This window comes from Acidobacteriota bacterium, from assembly GCA_040752915.1.
Classification (GTDB): Bacteria; Acidobacteriota; UBA4820; order UBA4820; family DSQY01; genus JBFLVU01.
Map to the genome: position 1 here is coordinate 1 of JBFMHB010000062.1, position 17,708 is coordinate 17,708.

Consider the following 17,708-nt stretch of genomic DNA (forward strand, 5'->3'; position numbering starts at 1 on the left):
GTCAAGCCTCCCTACGTTCTTGCAGCAGGGAGCCCCAGGCGGGCCTCCAGGCGTTTCAGGCGGGCCACTTCGGGAAGGGCGCGGTAGGCCTCCAGAAAGACGGGGTCCGTCTGGAGGGCCTCCACGGCGTCGGCGATCCGCCGGGCCTCCTTGGCGTGGTACCGCGCCGAGCCCAGGTGCCCCTCGCTTGCGGCGGCTTCGGCCTTCAGGAGGCGGTACCTCAGGCCCAGCAACCCCCGGTCGAAGGAGCACCCCCAGCGGGCCAGCCGGCGGAGGAGACCGGAAAGGGCCTCCTTTCTTCCCGTCGCCAAAAGGGCTTGCCCCAGCGACAGAAGGAAGGGGCCGCATTTCAGGGGGCTGTCCTGGCGCACCGCCGCTGGATACCAGGCGAGGCCGGCCACCGCCGCCTCTTCAGACTTCCCCGCTTCCAGAAGAATCCGGACCAGGCCGTCGGCGGCTTCGGTAAGGAGCCAGAGGATCTGCGCCTTCGCTGCCTCCCGAGCGATCGTTTCCAGGCGCGTCCAGGCCTCCGAAAGGGAAAGCCCGCCTGCACGTGCCTTTTGAATGGTTTCCTGGACCCGAACGGCCAGGCCGTGTGCTCCTGCTGCGGGAGGGGCCGCGTGCTCTTCGTTCCTATCTCCCGAAGCTCCCGGCAAGGCGGGAAGGCGGAGGGCATTTCGAACCCAGAGGGCTTCGGCGAGCGCTGCCTTCACGCCGTCCTCGCGCTGACAAGGCTCAAACAGGCCGGCAGCTTCCTTCTGCAGGCGGATGGCCTCCTCCCACGCACCGCGTACCGCCTCTTGAAGCCCGGCGGTATGGAGGGAGAAGGCATGCGAAACTCTGAGGCGAAAGGTCTCTGCCTGCCTACGAGCCGCCTGGTTCTCCTGCTTCGCCTCTGCCCAACGCCCCAGGAGCGTGAGGTAGAGAGCGCGGTTGCCAGAAAGGCCGATGGAAAAGTCTCGGTATCCGAACTGACGGGCAAGCGGCAGGATTTCCTCGATCGTTTTGAGGGCCGCCCGATACCGCCCCAGCTCGGCGTCAACCAACGCCAGATTGTTGCCTACATTGACCGATTGGGGCCTGAGCCCGTGGCCTCTCGCCAAAACTAGCGCCTTCTTAAAGAAACCGTGGGCCCGCTTGGGGTCCGAGTGGCCGAAGTGATGGCACAACCCCAGGTTCATGAGGGCGAGGACCTGCCAGTTGGGGGTTCCGGCCTTCCGGGCGAGGCGCTCGGCTTTTTTGAAGCGGGAGAGGGCCTCGTCGAAGCGGCCGGCCATAGCGTGGGGAACTCCCGAGTCCAAGAGAATTCGGCACTCGAGTACGGGATCCTTCAATCCCGCGGCGCGCTTCATCGCCGTGCCGTACAGCTCCAGGGAGCGCTTCAAATTTCCCCTTCTCCGCTCGATGTCGGCCAGGCGCATGAGGGACACGACGGTTTCCTCGCAGGGCTCGGAGACGCCTTCGAGGATCCTCCGGCTCAGGGTCTCGGCCTCCTCGATGCGCCCCAGGTCCTTGGCCGATTCGGCCAGGTGAAGGAGGGCGCGGCGGTAGGCCGGGTCGTCTCCGGGGGAGGCCCCGGAGGCCTCCTTGAAAGCCACGAGGCGCGAGAGAAAGTCGAAGGCCGCCGTGTTGTCGTAGCGGGCCCGGGCCTCGTCGGCGCACAGGCCCAGATACCGGAGGGCCGGCTCGGCCTCCGAGGCGGCCTCGAAGTGGCGCGCCAGGGCGGGCCAGACGCGCCGGTCCCCCTTCGCGTCGGCCTCCAGGAACCGGGCGGCCCGCCCGTGCAGGGACCGCCGGGATTCGAAGTTGAGGGACTCGTAGAGGGCGTCGCGCAGGAGGGCGTCGGTGAAGGTGGCGTAGGGGCGCGCCCCCCAGGAGTCCATGCGCACGAAGCCGCTCTCCTCCAGGGATCGGATGTCCTCCACAACCGAGTCTCCCTCCCGCCCGGACAGGCGGCCCAGGAGGTTCAGCGAAAAGGAGGACCCCAGGATGGAGGCGGTCTTGAGGAGGTGGCGCTGGGCCTCGGGGAGGGCGTCGGCGCGGGAGAGGAGCATGGCCTCCAGGGTGTCCGGGAACCGGGCCCGGGCCAGCCGGTCCTCGTCCACCTCGAGGAGGCCCGAGGGGCCCGGCGCCAGCAGGCCCTGGTCCTCCATGGCCCTGAGGATCTGTTCGAGGAACTTGGGGTTGCCCCCCGTCTTCTTCTCCAGGAACTCCAGGAAGGCCTCGGGGGGCGGCGCCGCCCCCGCGGCGCGAACGAGGTAGTCCCGGATCTCCTCCGGGCTCAGGGGCTGGACCCGAAAGGTCCGGTCGGGGGGGAAGAGGGAGGCCAGGCGCTCGGGCGCGCCCTCCCGAAAGGCCGCCAGGACCTTGAGGGGGACCTCGGCGCCGGCCTGGAGAAGGCCCTCCAGGAGTTCGAGGGAGGCGGCATCGGCGTTCTCCAGGGCGTCCAGAGCCAGGACGTACCGCCCTTCCGAGGCCAGGCCCAGAAGGAGCCGCTGGGCCATGGCGAAGAGGACGTCCTTGCGGTCCTTGGGCGTCAGCGCCTTCACCTCGGGGGTCTCGGGAAGCGAGCAGGCCATCAGGCCCGCGAAGAGCGGGAGGTACGGAGCGTCCTCGGCGGGGAAGGCCGCCGCGAGGGCGGCGGCCTTGATGGCGTCGGGCGCCGACCGGGACACGCCGAGGGCGGAGAAGAGAGCCGGACGGACTGCCGAGAGGTACCCGTGGGCGCTGTGGGGCGAAAGGGGGACCGTGAGGCGGCGGACCCCGGCGGCGTCCAGGTCGAGGCCCAGACGGTGGAGGAGGGCGCTCTTGCCCGCGCCGGGAGGCCCCACGAGGGCCAGGGCCCCTGGACCAGCGGGATCGAGCAGGAGCCGCGGCAGGTCGCGCAGGAGGCCGGCGCGTCCCACGAAGGTCCGGCTCTCTTCCTCGGATTCCTCGTGGTCGCCCTCGGGGCGAAAGATGGCGACCTTCTCCTTCTTGCCCTTCACGAAGATCGGGTCGAGGGCGCGGAAGGCCAGACGCGTCCCGGCCTTCTCCCTCACCTGGGAGTCGCACAAGACCCGCCACGAGTGGGCGTTGGCCATGAGCCGGGCGGCCATGTTGATGCCGTCCCCCATGACCGTGAACTCCCGGCGGTCCTCGTTTCCGACGTAGGCGGCAAAGAGGGGCGCCGAGGTGACGCCGATGCGAAGGTCCGCCAGAAGCCCGCGCAGGACCGGGCTGTCGAGGATCTGGAGGGCCGCCCGGCACGCCGCTTCCTCCTGGGCCTCCAGGGCGCGGGGAGCCCCGAAGAGGGCGATCATCTTGCTCCCCTTGTCCCCCATGTCGAGCTTGTTCACCCACCCTCCGAAGCGTCGCACGACCTCGGCCACCTCGGCGTACACGGCGGAGGTTTTGTCGAGCACTCGAGGATCGGCGTAATCCAGCCCGGCGAAGGAGAGGAAGAGAACGCTGGTGCGGCGGTGTTCCGCGGCCGCCAAACCCGACTCCAGGCGGGCCCTCTCCACCGCGAAGGGCGGGAGGAAGTCCTCGAGATCGGAGAGTTCGGGCATGGACGACGGTGCGGGCCCAGGTGAAACGGGTCCCTTTCCGCCATCGGAATCGGCGGCCAGGTTCGCGAATCCCCCCTCCATTGGGAACAACCGCCACCCGGCCCGCTCCGCGAGTCCTTTGCAGGAGGGGAACAGGACCACTTCACCCCGGGCGGCGTGGTGCTCGGCCTCGGCGGCCTCGTCCAGGGCCCGGCCCGCCGCGAAGTAGTCCCGGCCCACCGCGGCATCGCCCACGGTCCCGAGAAGGACCGAGCCTTGGGAGACCCCGATCTTCATGGCCAGAGCGAAGACGCCGCCCCGCGTGGACACCTCCCCGAAACGGCCGGCCTTGTTCTGCATGGCGCAGGCGGCCCGCAGGCCCGCGTCCAGCCCTTCGGGGAAGTAGACCGTGACGGCGTCGCCGCCGAAGCGCAGGACGTCTCCCCCCCCGTCGTGAACCACGCCGATCATGGCGGAGAAAAAGTCGTTCAGGATTCGGGTGAGCTCCTCGGCCCCCTCCCTGCCGATCCGGGCCAGGCTTTCCGTGAGCGCCGTGAACCCCGCGAGGTCGGCGAAGAGGACGCAACCCTCCGCCGTAAGCCCCTCCGCCCTCCCGGACACGAGGGGCCAGACCGAGCGCGGTAGCAGGGCCGCCAGGCGGCGGCGCAGGACGTCTTGATCCACCAGGGCTCCAGAAAACTGTGTACCACAGCCCGGCCCCCGCGCCAAGGAGCCGCGAGCGAGTCTCTGGACAGCGGCCTCGGGGACCGCTAGACTCTCTCCATCGGATTCCCGGAACGGCGGGCCGCGGAACGCAGGAGAGGCGGCCCGGCCCGGTTCACGAAGGCCGCTTCGCGAGGAGGAAGCCATGGCGCTCGAAGGCTTTCCGCAGGACGTGACCCTGAGGGACGGCACCGTCGTCACCATTCGGCCCATGAAGGCGGAGGACGGCCCGGGCCTCCTGGAGTTCTTCCGATCCCTGCCCGAGGAGGACCGGCTCTTCCTCAAGGAGGACGTGACCCGGCCCGAGACCATCGACCGGTTCGTGAAGGGCCTCAACTTCGATTCGGTGATCCCCCTGCTGGCCATCCACGAGGGGCGCGTCGTGGGCGATGCCACGCTCCACCGGCGGTCGGGCTGGTCCAGGCACGTGGGCGAGATCCGGATGGTCGTGGCCAGGGCCTTCCAGAAGAAGGGCCTCGGCGCCGCCCTGGCCAAGTCTCTCGTGGGCCTGGCGCTGAACCTCGGCCTGGACAAACTCGTGGCCGAGGTGACGGACCACCAGATCGGGGCGCGGAAAGCCTTCGAGAAGATCGGGTTCCGGCAGGAGGCCGTCCTGAAGGACCACGTCAAGGACATCCTAGGGAGCAAGCGGGACCTCGTCCTCATGACCAACGACGTTTCCCACATCTGGGAGTCCCTCCAGGCCCTGGCCGAGGAGTATCTGCCCACGGTGGAATAGCAAGACCTTCCGAGGCATGAGACCCCGAACCGACCCGCCCGCGCGGGGGGGGCTTCCCTTTGGGGAGCGAGCGCTCTCTTTCGCGCTCCGCCTTCCTCCGCTCTTCGGCCCCAAAGACCGCCTTTTTCCTTGTCCTGCGGGCATTCCCTCGCGTTGACAGCCCCCCCTCCCTGTGCCATACTCACGTCTTTTTGGGGGTTTTCGGTGAGCGGACGCTTTCGCGCTTGGAAAGGGGGGCGCACTTGAAAGTACACGAGTACCAGGCAAAGGAGGTCCTGGGCCGCTACGGCGTGGCGGTTCCCAAGGGGAAGATCGCACTCTCCGCGGAACAGGCTTACGCGGCCGCCAAGGAGATCGGCGGAACGGTCGTGGTGAAGGCCCAGATCCACGCGGGCGGACGCGGCAAGGGCACGTTCACCAGCGGCTTCAAGGGCGGCGTCAAGCTCGCCCAGACGGCCGACGAGGCGGCGGAGTTCGCCAAGAAGATGCTCGGCAACGTCCTCGTGACCCACCAGACGGGCCCCTCCGGCAAGGAGGTCCAGAAGGTGTACGTCACGGAGGCCAGCGACATCGCCAAGGAGTACTACCTGGGCATCGTCCTGGACCGCGCCAAGCAGATGAACGTGATCATGTCCTCCACCGAGGGCGGGGTCGAGATCGAGAAGGTGGCCGCGGAGACGCCGGAGAAGATCCTGAAGACCTGGATCGATCCCCTCGTCGGCATCCAGCCCTTTCACGCCCGGCAGATCGCCTTCGGGCTCGGCTTCAAGGGGGAGGCCTTCAAGGAGTGCGTGAAGCTCGTGACGGCCCTTTACAAGGCCCACGAGGAGACGGACGCGACGCTGACGGAGATCAACCCCCTCATCCTCACGCGCGACGGCCACGTGCTGGCCCTCGACGCCAAGATGAACTTCGACGACAACGCCCTCTACCGCCACCCCGACATCGTGGAGATGCGGGACCTGACCGAGGAGGACGCCCTCGAGATCGAGGCGAGCAAGTACGACCTCAACTACATCCGCCTCGACGGCACCATCGGCTGCATGGTGAACGGCGCCGGCCTCGCCATGGCCACCATGGACGTCATCAAGCTGGAGGGGGGCGAGCCCGCCAACTTCCTCGACGTGGGCGGCGGAGCCACCACCGAGCGCGTGAAGAACGCCTTCAAGATCCTTCTGAGCGACAAGAACGTGAAGGCGGTCCTCATCAACATCTTCGGCGGCATCGTCCGGTGCGACGTGATCGCGGAGGGCGTCATCGCCGCGGCCAAGGAGATCGGCGTCTCCCTTCCGGTGGTGGTCCGCCTCCAGGGGACCAACGTGGACAAGGGCAAGCAGATGCTGGCGGCCTCCGGGCTCAAGTTCGCCGTGGCCGACAACTTGAAGCAGGCGGCCCAGATGGCCGTCGCCTCGGTGAAGTGAGGGGGGCGCCATGAGCATTCTCGTCAACAAGGACACGCGCGTCGTCGTCCAGGGCATCACGGGGAAAGAGGGCTCCTTCCACGCCAAGCAGAGCCTCGAATACGGGACCAAGGTCGTGGCGGGCGTGACGCCGGGCAAGGGCGGCACGGTCTGGGAAGAGAAGGTCCCCATCTACGACACGGTGGCGGATGCCGTGAAGCAGGCCGGGGCCGACGCCTCCCTCATCTTCGTTCCGCCGCCCTTCGCGGCCGATGCCGTGATGGAGGCCGCCGAGGCCGGAGTGAAACTCATCGTGTGCATCACCGAGGGCATTCCCGCCCGCGACGAGGCCCGCATGAAGGCCGCCCTCTCCAAGAGCGGCGCCCGCCTCATCGGCCCCAACTGCCCCGGCGTCATCACACCGGGCGAGTGCAAGATGGGGATCATGCCCGGGTACATCCACAAGCCCGGCCGGGTGGGCGTCATCTCCCGCTCGGGAACGCTCACCTACGAAGCCGTGTGGCAGCTCACCGAGTCGGGCCTGGGCGAGACGACCTGCGTGGGCATCGGCGGGGATCCCGTCCCCGGGACCTCCCACGTGGAGGCCCTCGCCCTCTTCAACGCCGATCCCGCCACCGAAGGCGTGGTGCTCATCGGGGAGATCGGCGGAACTTCGGAAGAGGAGGCGGCGGCCTACATCAAGGCCCACATGAAGAAGCCCGTCGTCGCCTTCATCGCGGGCCAGACGGCCCCTCCGGGACGCCGCATGGGCCACGCGGGGGCCATCATCGCCGGCGGGAAAGGCACGGCGGCGGAGAAGATGGCGGCCCTCACCGAGGCCGGCGCGGTCGTCGTCAAGTCGCCCACGGAAATCGGCGACGCCATGGTCCGGGCCCTCTCGGGAAAACGCTAGCAACCGCGGAGATGGGGGGCCGGGCCCCCCATTTCTCCCTCACGGCGCTCCGGCCGGCGCCCACTTCCGGCCGCATGTGGAGAACAGCGATGCCGACCACGCTCCAGATGACCAGCGGGACCCTATCGGAAGGCAAGGACGTGGGGTCGCCGCGCCTGATGAACATCCCCAAGGACAAGCTGGCGGTGGCGGGCCGCGGGCGGAAGGTGAAGAAGGACCTCACCATCACCGTCATCCCCGGCCACTGCAAGGGGGCGCTCTGCAACATCTGCGTCAACTATTGTCCGGAGAAGGTCCTCGGTATGGGATTCCGGCACGTCGAAGTGGTGGACGCCGACGCATGCACCAAGTGCATGCTGTGCGAGATCCGCTGCCCCGACTTCGCCATTTTCGTGGATTGAGGCCGAAACCATGAGCACGTCCAACGTGAAGTTTCTCGCCGGCAACGAGGCCAGCGTCGAGGGCGCCCTCGCCGCGGGCTGCCGTTTCTTCGCCGGCTACCCCATCTCCCCGTCCTCGGAGATCGCCGAGAGGATGTCGGGGCGGCTTCCCAAGATCGGCGGCCGCTTCATTCAGATGGAGGACGAGATCGCCTCCATGGGCGCCATCATCGGGGCGAGCCTGACGGGGCTGAAGGCCATGACCGCCACCTCGGGCCCCGGCTTCTCGCTCATGCAGGAGAACATCGGGTACGCCATGATGGCCGAGGTCCCCTGCGTCATCGTCAACGTCATGAGGGGCGGACCCTCCACCGGGAACCCCACGGGGCCTTCCCAATCCGACGTCCTCCAGAGCCGGTGGGGCACCCACGGCGACCACCCGGCCATCGTCCTGTCCCCCTCCACCATCCGGGAGGTCTTCGACGCGACGGTGCACTGCTTCAACTTCGCCGAACTCATGCGGACGCCCACGGTCCTCGCCATGGACGAGATCGTGGCCCACATGCGCGAAAAGATCGTCATCCCTCCGCCCTCGGAGATCCGGGTGATGGACCGGCGCCGGCCGAATCTGGCCCCCGGCCAGCCGTACAGGCCCTACGAGCCCGAGGCGGACCTCGTGCCCCTGTGGCTGAACTACGGGGAGGGCCACCGGTACCACGTCACGGGGCTCGATCACGATGAGACGGGCTTCCCCTGCCTCGGCACGGAGGTCATGGAGAACCTCCACCGGCGCCTGGTGGACAAGGTGGAGAAGAACCGGAAAGACCTCCTCCTCTACGAGAACTTCCTCACGGAGGACGCGGAAGTCCTCGTCGTGGCCTACGGCTCCACGGCCCGGTCGGCCAAGCGCGCCGTTTCCCAGGCTCGGGAGCGGGGCGTCAAGGCCGGCCTCTTCCGGCCCATCACCCTGTACCCGCTGCCCGACGTGGAGATCGCCGCCGCCGCCGCCCGGGCGCGCCGCGTCGTGGTGCCCGAAATGAACCTCGGACAGTACCGCCTCGAGGTGGAACGCATCCTCGGCAAGGCGGTGCCCGTCGTGGGGGTCCACCGGGTCAACGGTGAACCCATCGCGCCCGCCCTCATCCTTCCCGCCATCCTGGGAGACTGAGCCATGTCCATGGACTATTTCCAGTACCTGCGCAAGGAGCGGATGCCCCACATCTGGTGCCCCGGGTGCGGCCACGGCACCATCATGAAGTCCATCCTGAGGGCGATTGACAAACTCAAGTGGAACAAGGACGAGGTGGTGGTCGTCTCGGGGATCGGGTGCTCCAGCCGGACTCCGGGATACCTCGACTTCAACACCCTCCACACGACCCACGGCAGGGCCCTCGCCTTCGCCACGGGCGTCAAGCACGCCAATCCCAAACTCCACGTGGTCGTGGTCTCGGGGGACGGCGACGCCATGGCCATCGGCGGAAACCACTTCATCCACGCCTGCCGCCGGAACATCGAGATCTCCCTCATCGTCTTCAACAACAACATCTACGGCATGACGGGCGGACAGGCCTCCCCCACGACCTTCACCGGCTCCAAGGGGACGACCGCGCCCTACGGAGCCATCGAACAGCCCTTCGACGTGTGCGCCCTGGCCCAAGGATCGGGCGCCACCTTCGTGGCCCGGGCCCTGGACCTGGACGCCGTCGCCATGGACCGCATCATTCTGGCCTCCCTGCAGAACAAGGGGTTCTCGGTGGTGGACGCCTGGTCCCAATGCACCACGTACTTCGGACGCCAGAACAAGTGGGGCGACGCGTCGGAGATGATGGACCGGTACAAGGCTCTGACCTACAACGTCAAGCTCGCGGACAAGATGAGCGCCGAGGAGAAGGCGGGGAAGTACCCCGTGGGGATTCTCCATCAGATCCAGCGGCCCGAGTTCTGCGAGGAATACGACAAGCTCTGCGCGCGCGTGCAGGCCAAGTGAGGAGCGGATCCCATGGGAAAGCGCTATGAAATCCGACTGGCGGGATCGGGCGGCCAGGGCCTCGTTCTCGGGGGCGTCATCCTCGCCGAAGCCGCCATCCTGGAGGGGAAAAACGCCTGCCAGTCCCAGTCCTACGGCCCCGAATCCCGGGGCGGCGCCAGCAAGAGCGAGGTGATCCTCTCGGACGAGGAGATCGACTATCCGAAGGCCACGAGCATCGACCTGCTCCTGTGCATGACCGAGGCCGCCGCCGACAAGTACATCAAGGACGCCCCCGAATCGTGCATCGTCATCGCCGACGCCGACCTCGTGCCCGGCGATATTCCTCCCAAGTACCGCCACGTGAAGGCGCCCATCACCCGCCTGGCCCGCGAGACCGTTGGGCGGGAGTTCGTGGCCAACATCGTGGCCCTGGCCCTCATCGCCGAACTGACCAAGGTGGTCTCGGTGGAGTCCCTCGAAAAGGCCGTTCTGGCCCGCGTGCCCAAGGGCACCGAGGAGCTCAACAAGAAGGCCATCCGCGTGGGACAAGAGGCGGCCCGGGAGCACGGGGCCGCCCTCCTGGCCCAGTGAGGTGAGGACCCGATGGCCGAGCGAACCCTGACCATCCTCAAGCCCGACGTCATGGCCAAGCGGGTCGAGGGCCACGTCCTCCAGCGCCTCCTCGACGAGGGCTTCGAGATCGTGGGTCTCCGCTTGAAGCGGCTTTCGGAATCCGAAGCGGCGGGCTTCTACGCCGTGCACAGAGAGCGGCCCTTCTACCCGGAGCTGGTTCGTTTCATGACTTCTGGACCGGTCCTGGTGGCGTGCCTCGAACGGGACAACGCCGTGGCGCACCTGCGGGCGGTCATGGGCCCCACGGATTCGGGCAAGGCCCCCAAGGACACCATCCGAGGCCGGTTTGGCACGGACGTCCAGGCCAACGCCATCCACGGCTCCGATTCGCCGGAGAACGCCGAGAAGGAAATCCGCTTCTTCTTTCCCGGCGGCAAGTTCGACTGAACCCGGGAAGCCTTTTCCCGGGCGCGCGTTTGGTTCATTCTAGAGGGGACGCTCCCGGCGTCCCCTCTGTGTGTATGACGATGGATCGATATCCGGATGGGGACCATTTTCAGCCCGTTGCGCCGCCCGAAGGGGCGGGGGGCTTCACCGTGGCCGTGGGAGGGCTGTCGGTGGGCTTCGAGGGCGTTCCCTCCGCGGTTCTGGAGGCCTGCCGGGACCATTATCGGCCCTTCCTGTCCGACGCGGCCCCCCAGGTCACCTTCCGTCTGGGCCCCGGGTGGGAGGGCTACCTGGACCTTCCTCCCGACGGGTACCTCCGCCTGGAGGAGCGCCCCCTCGGCCCGGGTCGCCTTCTCGTTTCACACACCTTCGCCGCCCGGTGGAGCGGCGCCTCGGGAGAGCTCCGCTCGGCTTCCCTGGAGAACTTCGAAACGCTCAAGGCGGGGATCGAGAACACCCTCCGGTGGGTCGTGGCGGACCTCGCCCTCGAAAGCGAGGGCTTCGTGCTTCACGCCTCGGGCCTCGTCCGGGACGGCCGGGCCTACCTCTTCTTCGGCCACTCCGGAGCGGGAAAATCCACGGTGGCCTCCCTCAGCCCGGACTGCCTCCTCCTCTCCGACGACCTCGTGCTCCTCCTTCGAAAGAAGGGAGCGTGGATGGCCGCCACCACCCCCTTCGCCGGCACCCTGCCCCAGACCCACAAGCAGGCCGGACTCTATCCGCTGGCGGCCCTCTACCGGCTGGTCCAGGCGCCCGAGGACTTCGTCCGGCCCCTCTCCCTGGCCGAAGCCGCGGGACGCGTCCTCTCCTGCTGCCCCTTCGTCACCGATCCCCCGGCCCGCCAGGACCGCCTCTTCCCCCTCGTGGAGGCGTGCTGCAGGGCCGTGCCCGTCCGCGCCCTCCATTTCACCAAGAGCCGCACTTTCTGGGCCCTCGCGGCCCCCGAGGCGAACCCATGACCGAGCATCCGACCCTCCGCCGCAACCCCGACGTTTCCTGGCGCACCATCGAGGGCCAGAGCGTCCTCGTCTTCAACCGCGAAGGCGAGGTCCAGGTGCTGAACGAGATCGGCACCTACGTTTGGGAACACCTGGAGGAGGGCGCCGAGGCCCTCGCGCGGAATATTTCGGAGAAGTACGAAGTTGAGTTCGGCGAGGCCCGTAGGGATGTGGCCGAGTTTCTGCAAGACCTGCGCCGAAGCGGCGCACTCCTGGAAGGGTGAGGGATGGAACGCAGGGATATGCCGCTCCTGGCCAAGATCTTGAATCGCGCCATCGAGTCGGCGCACCCCTACAACGCCTCCATCGAATTGACCTACACCTGCAACCTCGCTTGCCGCTTTTGCTACAACCCCGTCCAGAGGAAGAACCAGGCCCGAACGGCCCCTCCCCCCGAGCCCAAGGCGCCTCCCCTCTCCTTCGAGGAGATCGTTGGAGTGATGGACCAGCTCAAGGAGATGAACGTCCTCTACCTGACCCTGACGGGAGGCGAGGCCCTGCTCCACCCGCGCTTTTGGGACATCGCCCGGGAGGCCAAGGCCCGATCCTTTGCCATCCGGGTGTTCACCAATGGGGCGGGCATCACGGAGGCCGTGGCGGATCGCCTCGCGGAGCTGGGACCGTATTGCATAGAAATGTCCCTCCACGGAGCCAATCCGGAGACGGCGGAGGCGCTGACCCAGGTCAAGGGCTCCTTCGACCGGCAGATGAAGGCCTTGGGGTATCTGAGCGCGCGAGGCCTCCGGGTCTTCTTGAAGGTGGTCGTCACTCGGCTCGTCGAGAAGGAGCTGAAGGACCTGAAGGCCATCGGGGATCGCTTCGGCTACCCCGTGTACTTCGACCCGGTCCTGACCATCTCGGACGACGGGCAACAGTACCCGCTGGACCTCACGGCCTCGGACGAAGCCCTGGCAAGCCTCTACCGCCAGGACGGGATCAATATCGGCAACTCCCCCTTCGACCGGGAGCCCGGTGAGTACAACTGCACCGTGGGCACGGGGATGATGCACATCACGCCCTACGGGGACGTGCAGCCCTGCACCCAGTGGAAACAGCCCGTCGGAAACGTGCGCCAGGCGCCCCTCCGGCAGATCTGGGAGACCTCCCCGCTCCTCATGAAGATCCGGGAAATCAACCGGGCCGTTCCGGGACACATCCGGGAGACGGTGGAGGAGCACGCCTATTGTTTCTCCTGTCCCGGCCTCTCCCAGCTCCGAACGGGAGACCCCATGCGGGTGGACGACCAGTACCTTCGAATCGCCAAGATCCGACGGGCCGTGGCCCGCGAGGGCGAGACCACCGGGGGCGGGTGCGCAAAGGTCGTCGCGCTCCGCAACGAGACAGTGATACGTCCTTGACACGGTGGCCTGAACGGATTATTTTGGCCTTTGTACGGAAAGGGGTGGCGACGTGGAGCGAAGAAAACCCTACGAGAAGCCGGCGGTGGTGTACCGCGAGAAGATTGAAGCCAAGGCCGGTGCCTGCTCGAAGACTGGAGCGGGACTCTGCGGCGCAGGGCCGTACGTCAGTTAACGTCCTCGGCAAAACTTTGACTCATCCAGCAGGACCCGTTGCCCAACGGGTCCTCGCTTTCTATACTCTCCTCATGAAGAAGCCCCTTGGAGTCCTCGTAGCCGTCCTGCTTCCCGGCCTGTCGATCCTGGCCGGGGGACCCGACTCGAACACCCGGATCGTCCCCATCACCTGGTCCCCGTCGCCCGCCCAGGCGCGCGTCTGGACGGACCCGGAGGCTCTCCCGCTTCGCGCCACCCCGCCCGTGGTCTCCTTGAAGGTGCCCGTGCCCGCCTGGGCCGAGGACGTTTCGCTCTCCGTGGATTTTACCGAGTGGCGCGACTTTTCCGGCGAGATCGCCAAACCCCCAGAAGAACCTCCCTGCCGCCTCGGCACGGGTGGCACGTGGGAGGGCGTGGCGTTCCGCGAGGTCCTGGTCTATCCGGTCCGTTCCGGGGGAGGCGACCCCTCGAGGCTTCTGCTCACGCGGCTTCGGGCGTCGGTCTCCTGGTCTGGAGAGATCGCCGGACTCGAGCCGGCCCCGTCCGAGGGGCGGCTCCACCGGGGCGCATCGCTCTTCGCCGCCCCCCTCGCCCTGTCGGGGCCCTCCAAGGGGCGTCCGGCTCCGGCTGAAAGTCCGGGACCCGGGCTCGCGGCTCCCCCGCAGGGTCTGCGGATCCGGGTGACGCGGGACGGGATCGTGCGTCTGGGCCGCGACGATCTGGTTACCTACGGGTTCGTCCCCGACGGGGTCCCGCTGGAGGACTTTCATCTGTTCAGCCAGGGCGTCGAGGTGCCTCTGGCCGTCGAGGGCCCCGAGACGGGCGCCTTCGGCCCCGGCCACGCCCTCGTCTTCTACGGCCAGAAGGCCGACCTCCCCCGCCGCAACCTGTTCAACGGAGGGGACTTCACGGAGGAAAACGTCTACTGGCTCACCACCGACGGGAACGCGCCGGGCCTTCGAATGGAGGTCCTGGATGGAACGCCGGGCCGCGGATACCCCCAGGCGACCCAGTTCGTCTCCAGCCGGCGCGTGGAATCCGATTCGTTCTTTTTCAACATCTACCACTATCGCCCCAACGGGGACCTCTGGTATTTCGGCTCCCCGATCTACAAGAACCAGCCGCGGTCTTACACTCTCCCCCTTCCACATTGCGTCTCGGGTTCCGCGACCGTGGAGGCCTTGATCGCGGCGCTCTCCTCGGGCGCCCACACCCTTCAGGCCACCCTGAACGGATTCCCGCCCGCCGTGGGCCCCTATCCGGCGGCCTGGTCCGGACTGGGGCTCTCGGCGTTCCAGTGGACCTTCGATCAGTCCGTCGTTTCCGGGGACGCGACCCTGACGCTCACGGTTCCGGGAACGGGGGACTACCTGATTCCGGATTACTTCGACGTCTCGTACGCCCGGGATTTCACGGCCGACGGGAATTCCCTCAGTTTCTCCGATGCGGGTCAAGACGCCCGGTACGAGGTGACGGGGCTGGCCTCCCCCCCGTGGATCCTCGATCTCTCCCGGACGGACGCCGCGACGGGCCTGGCCCTCCCGCGCCTGGTGACGGGGGCGGTCTTCGACGCCGGGGCGGCCACCTTCGAGATGGCCCAGGACCTTCTCGTTTCGGAGCGCCGGGTCGCCGTCTCCTCGGCGCCCCTCCTTCCCGATTCGGCGGAGATGGCCTCGGCGCGGGATCTATCCTCACCGACCCTGGGCGCGGACCTGGTCATCCTCACCCACCCGGACTTCCATCCCCAGGGGGCGGACGCCGTCTGGCAGGAGTACGTGGCGCGGCGATCGGCGGTCCTGGACGTGGAGGTGGCGGACGTCCAGGAGGTGTACGACAATTTCTCCCACGGGATCTTCGATCCCACGGCGATCCGTTCGTTCCTGGAAGCCGCCGCCCACTGGACGCCGGCGCCCCGGTACGTTCTCCTCATCGGGGACGCGACGTACGATTACAAGAACGCCAAAGCCGACCCGAACCTGAAGAACTGGGTCCCCACGATGATGTTCGAGGACCTGACGGACTCGACCTACATGGGCCGGTATCCCTCGGACGCCTGGTACGGCGACGTGACCGGAGACGGCTTCCCGGACATGGCCGTGGGACGTCTCCCGGTCCGGGACTACGGCGCCCTCGAGGCCGTCCTCGAGAAGATCATGGCATACGAAGACCAGGCCCTCACGGGATCCTGGTACAAGACGGGGCTCTTCCTGGCCGACACCTATACCCAGTGGTGGGAGCAGGAGTTCGAGTTCTACAACACGTACCTGAGAGACACCTTCATGGGGCCGCCCTGGCAGGACCTTCACGTTTACTTCCACGACCCCCCCTACAACGGCACCGACGCGGACGCCTGCGCCGCGGCCATTCGCTCGGGCTGGCCGGAGTCGGCTCTGGTCCACTATTCGGGCCACAGCGGCGTGGCCTTCTACGGGAAGAACTACGCGATCTTCACGGCCTTTCCGTCCCGCAACTGCGGAACCGGGACATGCCTCGACTCGGACGTGGAGCTTCTCCCGTCCATCGTCCCCGGAAGCGCCCCCCTGCCCTTCGTCGTGAATAGCTCCTGCTACAATTCGGCCTTCAACGAGGTGGGGACGGAGGCCCTCATGGAAGCGCTCGTCGCGAGGGGAGACGGGGGCGCCATCGGGTCCAGCGGCTTCTCGACCATCGCCTACCAGGACGAGGAGGAGGCCTTCAACACGGCGCTTTACCTGCAGGCCTTCGGAAGGCCCAAGGTCCGGCGCATCGGCGACCTGGTGGAGGCCGGGCGGTTCGCCCTCCCCTCCACCGTTCCGAGGGCCGTTCTTGGCAACATCCTCCTCGGGGATCCGGCCCTGGAGATCCGGCTTCCCGCCCCGCCCGCCCCGGAGGACCTGACCGCGGCCTCCAACGACGGCGCCGTCGCCCTGGAGTGGACGGCACCCTCCCCAGCGCCTTCTTCCTACGCGGTCTACCTCTCCGAGGATGGAGGGCAGACCTGGACCCCTGCGGGAACCCCCTCGGGCGGGGCCTCCGCCTTCGCGGTGACGGGGCTCGCCAACGGGCAGGCGTACTCCTTCTACATGACGAGCGTGGACCTCGAAGGGTTCGAGGGGCCACCCAGCGCCGTAGTTTCCGCGACGCCGGCGCCCGTCCCCTGTTCCCTGTCTTGCGACGCCTCCGCCCCTGTGGTGGCCTCCACGGGCGCCCAGACACCCTTCGACTCGACCCTGACCTCCGAACACTGTTCGGGCGTGCCCTCTTACCTGTGGGATTTCGGAGACGGGACCACGTCCGCCGAGGCGGATCCGATCCACGTCTACACGACCCCAGGCGCCTATAGCTGGAGCCTCACGGTTTCGCAAGACGGCGCCGTCTGCCAGGAAGCGGGTTCCATCGCCGCCGTGGTGCCCCCGACGGTGACTTCCGTGAAGAAGGCCGCGAGTCCGTTTCGGATCATCCTCACGGGGGGCAACTTCCACCCCGACGTGACGGTGTACGTGAACGGAGACCCCTGGCCCACGGTGACGTGGAAGAGCGCCTCCAAGATCGTCCTCAAGGGCGGGGCGGCGCTCAAGGCCGTCTTTCCCTCGGGCGTGCCCGTGAGCCTCAGGCTGGTCAACGGGGACGGCGGAGAAACCACCGTGGTCTACACGCGGCCCTGAGCTGGCCGCGCCCAGGTCGGGAAGGGAGGCCTCCTTGGCGGAAGATCCGGCCCGCCCCGAGGAGTGGGCCGCCGCGGCCCGGAGGGGAGACGAATCGGCCTTCGAGCGCCTGCTCAAGCACTATTACGCCCCACTCTTCCGGACCATTTTTCAAATCGTCCCCCAATCCGAGGACGTGGAGGACATTCTTCAGGAGGCGTTTTTCCGCTTCTACCGCTCCCTGGGCACGCTCCGGCCCGGAGAGGACCCGTACCCTTACCTGAAGACCATCGCCGTGCGCAGGGCCTACAGCCATCTCCGACGGCACCGAGTCCACGCATCCCTGGAGGAGATTCCACAGGACCTTCCCCAGCTTCGCGTGGCGGGCCGCCCCACCGATCTGAGGCGGGTGTACTCGTGGGCGGAGACCCTTCCGGCGCAGCGGCGCCTCGTCTTCCTGCTTCGGGAGGTTCTGGGGCAGCCGGACTCCGAAGTGGCCGTCCTGCTCGGAATACGAGAGGCCACCGTCCGGCGACACGCCTCCCTGGCCCGGGAGGCCCTGGAAAAGGCCCTGAATCGGGGGGGAGGAGCCTTCTGACCCGCCCTGACCCTCGGGGCGCCTCGCCGCTGAGGGACCCAGCCCCCCCATGGTTCATCGAGGAATCGAAGCCCCTGCCCTTCGTTGCACGCCCCCCCCGGCTCCCTTATAATCGGTGGAGTGCAAGGGGGCATGCGTGGATCTGGCCAAGATTCGGAAGAAGGCCCGCCGGAACCCCAACGGGCCGGAATCTCCGAAAGAGGATGTCCGCACTCCCGCGGAGGGGGCGGTTCCGCCCCCGTCCGAACCCGAGTCGGCGCCTCCGCCGTCCGCCCCGACGCCAGCCGGATCGGATGCGCTT

General features: G+C 67.8%; 14 protein-coding genes. 13 read left to right on the plus strand and 1 reads right to left on the minus strand.

Going from position 1 to position 17,708, the window contains the following annotated elements; all coding sequences use genetic code 11:
* Window positions 1-11: 11 nt before the first annotated feature.
* Complete coding sequence (locus AB1824_10730; protein ID MEW5765438.1) at window positions 12-4,214, minus strand: adenylate/guanylate cyclase domain-containing protein; 4,203 nt, start codon at window positions 4,212-4,214, stop codon at window positions 12-14.
* Window positions 4,215-4,398: 184 nt separating this feature from the next.
* Here AB1824_10730 and AB1824_10735 point away from each other — a divergent pair, with 184 nt between their 5' ends.
* The 13 genes from AB1824_10735 (at window position 4,399) to AB1824_10795 (ending at window position 17,407) form a co-directional block, all read left to right on the plus strand.
* The gene (locus tag AB1824_10735; GenBank protein ID MEW5765439.1) at window positions 4,399-4,992 is read left to right on the plus strand and encodes a GNAT family N-acetyltransferase; all 594 of its coding nucleotides are present in this window, start codon (window positions 4,399-4,401) and stop codon (window positions 4,990-4,992) included.
* Between the two features lie 242 nt (window positions 4,993-5,234).
* Window positions 5,235-6,413 carry an ADP-forming succinate--CoA ligase subunit beta gene (gene sucC, locus AB1824_10740; GenBank protein ID MEW5765440.1) on the plus strand — a complete coding sequence of 393 codons (1,179 nt, stop codon included), beginning with the start codon at window positions 5,235-5,237 and terminating at the stop codon, window positions 6,411-6,413.
* 10 nt (window positions 6,414-6,423) lie between these two features.
* Complete coding sequence (sucD, locus tag AB1824_10745) at window positions 6,424-7,305, plus strand: succinate--CoA ligase subunit alpha (protein MEW5765441.1); 882 nt, start codon at window positions 6,424-6,426, stop codon at window positions 7,303-7,305.
* 158 nt (window positions 7,306-7,463) lie between these two features.
* Window positions 7,464-7,706 carry a 4Fe-4S binding protein gene (locus tag AB1824_10750; GenBank protein ID MEW5765442.1) on the plus strand — a complete coding sequence of 81 codons (243 nt, stop codon included), beginning with the start codon at window positions 7,464-7,466 and terminating at the stop codon, window positions 7,704-7,706.
* A gap of 10 nt (window positions 7,707-7,716) precedes the next feature.
* Window positions 7,717-8,853, plus strand: coding sequence for a 2-oxoacid:acceptor oxidoreductase subunit alpha (locus AB1824_10755; GenBank protein MEW5765443.1), 1,137 nt, complete (start codon window positions 7,717-7,719; stop codon window positions 8,851-8,853).
* Window positions 8,854-8,856: 3 nt separating this feature from the next.
* Entirely contained in the window at window positions 8,857-9,672 is an 816-nt protein-coding gene (locus AB1824_10760) for a 2-oxoacid:ferredoxin oxidoreductase subunit beta (GenBank protein MEW5765444.1), read from the plus strand.
* A 12-nt stretch (window positions 9,673-9,684) separates the two neighbouring features.
* Window positions 9,685-10,245, plus strand: coding sequence for a 2-oxoacid:acceptor oxidoreductase family protein (locus AB1824_10765; GenBank protein ID MEW5765445.1), 561 nt, complete (start codon window positions 9,685-9,687; stop codon window positions 10,243-10,245).
* A 12-nt stretch (window positions 10,246-10,257) separates the two neighbouring features.
* Window positions 10,258-10,674: a nucleoside-diphosphate kinase gene (gene ndk, locus AB1824_10770; GenBank protein ID MEW5765446.1), complete on the plus strand. Its 417-nt coding sequence runs from the start codon at window positions 10,258-10,260 to the stop codon at window positions 10,672-10,674.
* Between the two features lie 74 nt (window positions 10,675-10,748).
* Window positions 10,749-11,633 (plus strand): hypothetical protein, encoded by an 885-nt coding sequence (locus AB1824_10775; protein MEW5765447.1) that lies wholly within the window; start codon window positions 10,749-10,751, stop codon window positions 11,631-11,633.
* Window positions 11,630-11,896: a PqqD family protein gene (locus AB1824_10780; protein MEW5765448.1), complete on the plus strand. Its 267-nt coding sequence runs from the start codon at window positions 11,630-11,632 to the stop codon at window positions 11,894-11,896. Before AB1824_10775 ends, AB1824_10780 begins: the two co-directional genes overlap by 4 nt.
* Window positions 11,897-11,899: 3 nt before the next feature.
* Window positions 11,900-13,030, plus strand: coding sequence for a radical SAM protein (locus tag AB1824_10785; protein MEW5765449.1), 1,131 nt, complete (start codon window positions 11,900-11,902; stop codon window positions 13,028-13,030).
* A gap of 248 nt (window positions 13,031-13,278) precedes the next feature.
* Window positions 13,279-16,830, plus strand: coding sequence for a C25 family cysteine peptidase (locus tag AB1824_10790; GenBank protein ID MEW5765450.1), 3,552 nt, complete (start codon window positions 13,279-13,281; stop codon window positions 16,828-16,830).
* Between the two features lie 34 nt (window positions 16,831-16,864).
* The gene (locus AB1824_10795) at window positions 16,865-17,407 is read left to right on the plus strand and encodes an RNA polymerase sigma factor (protein MEW5765451.1); all 543 of its coding nucleotides are present in this window, start codon (window positions 16,865-16,867) and stop codon (window positions 17,405-17,407) included.
* The last annotated feature ends 301 nt before the right edge of the window (window positions 17,408-17,708 follow it).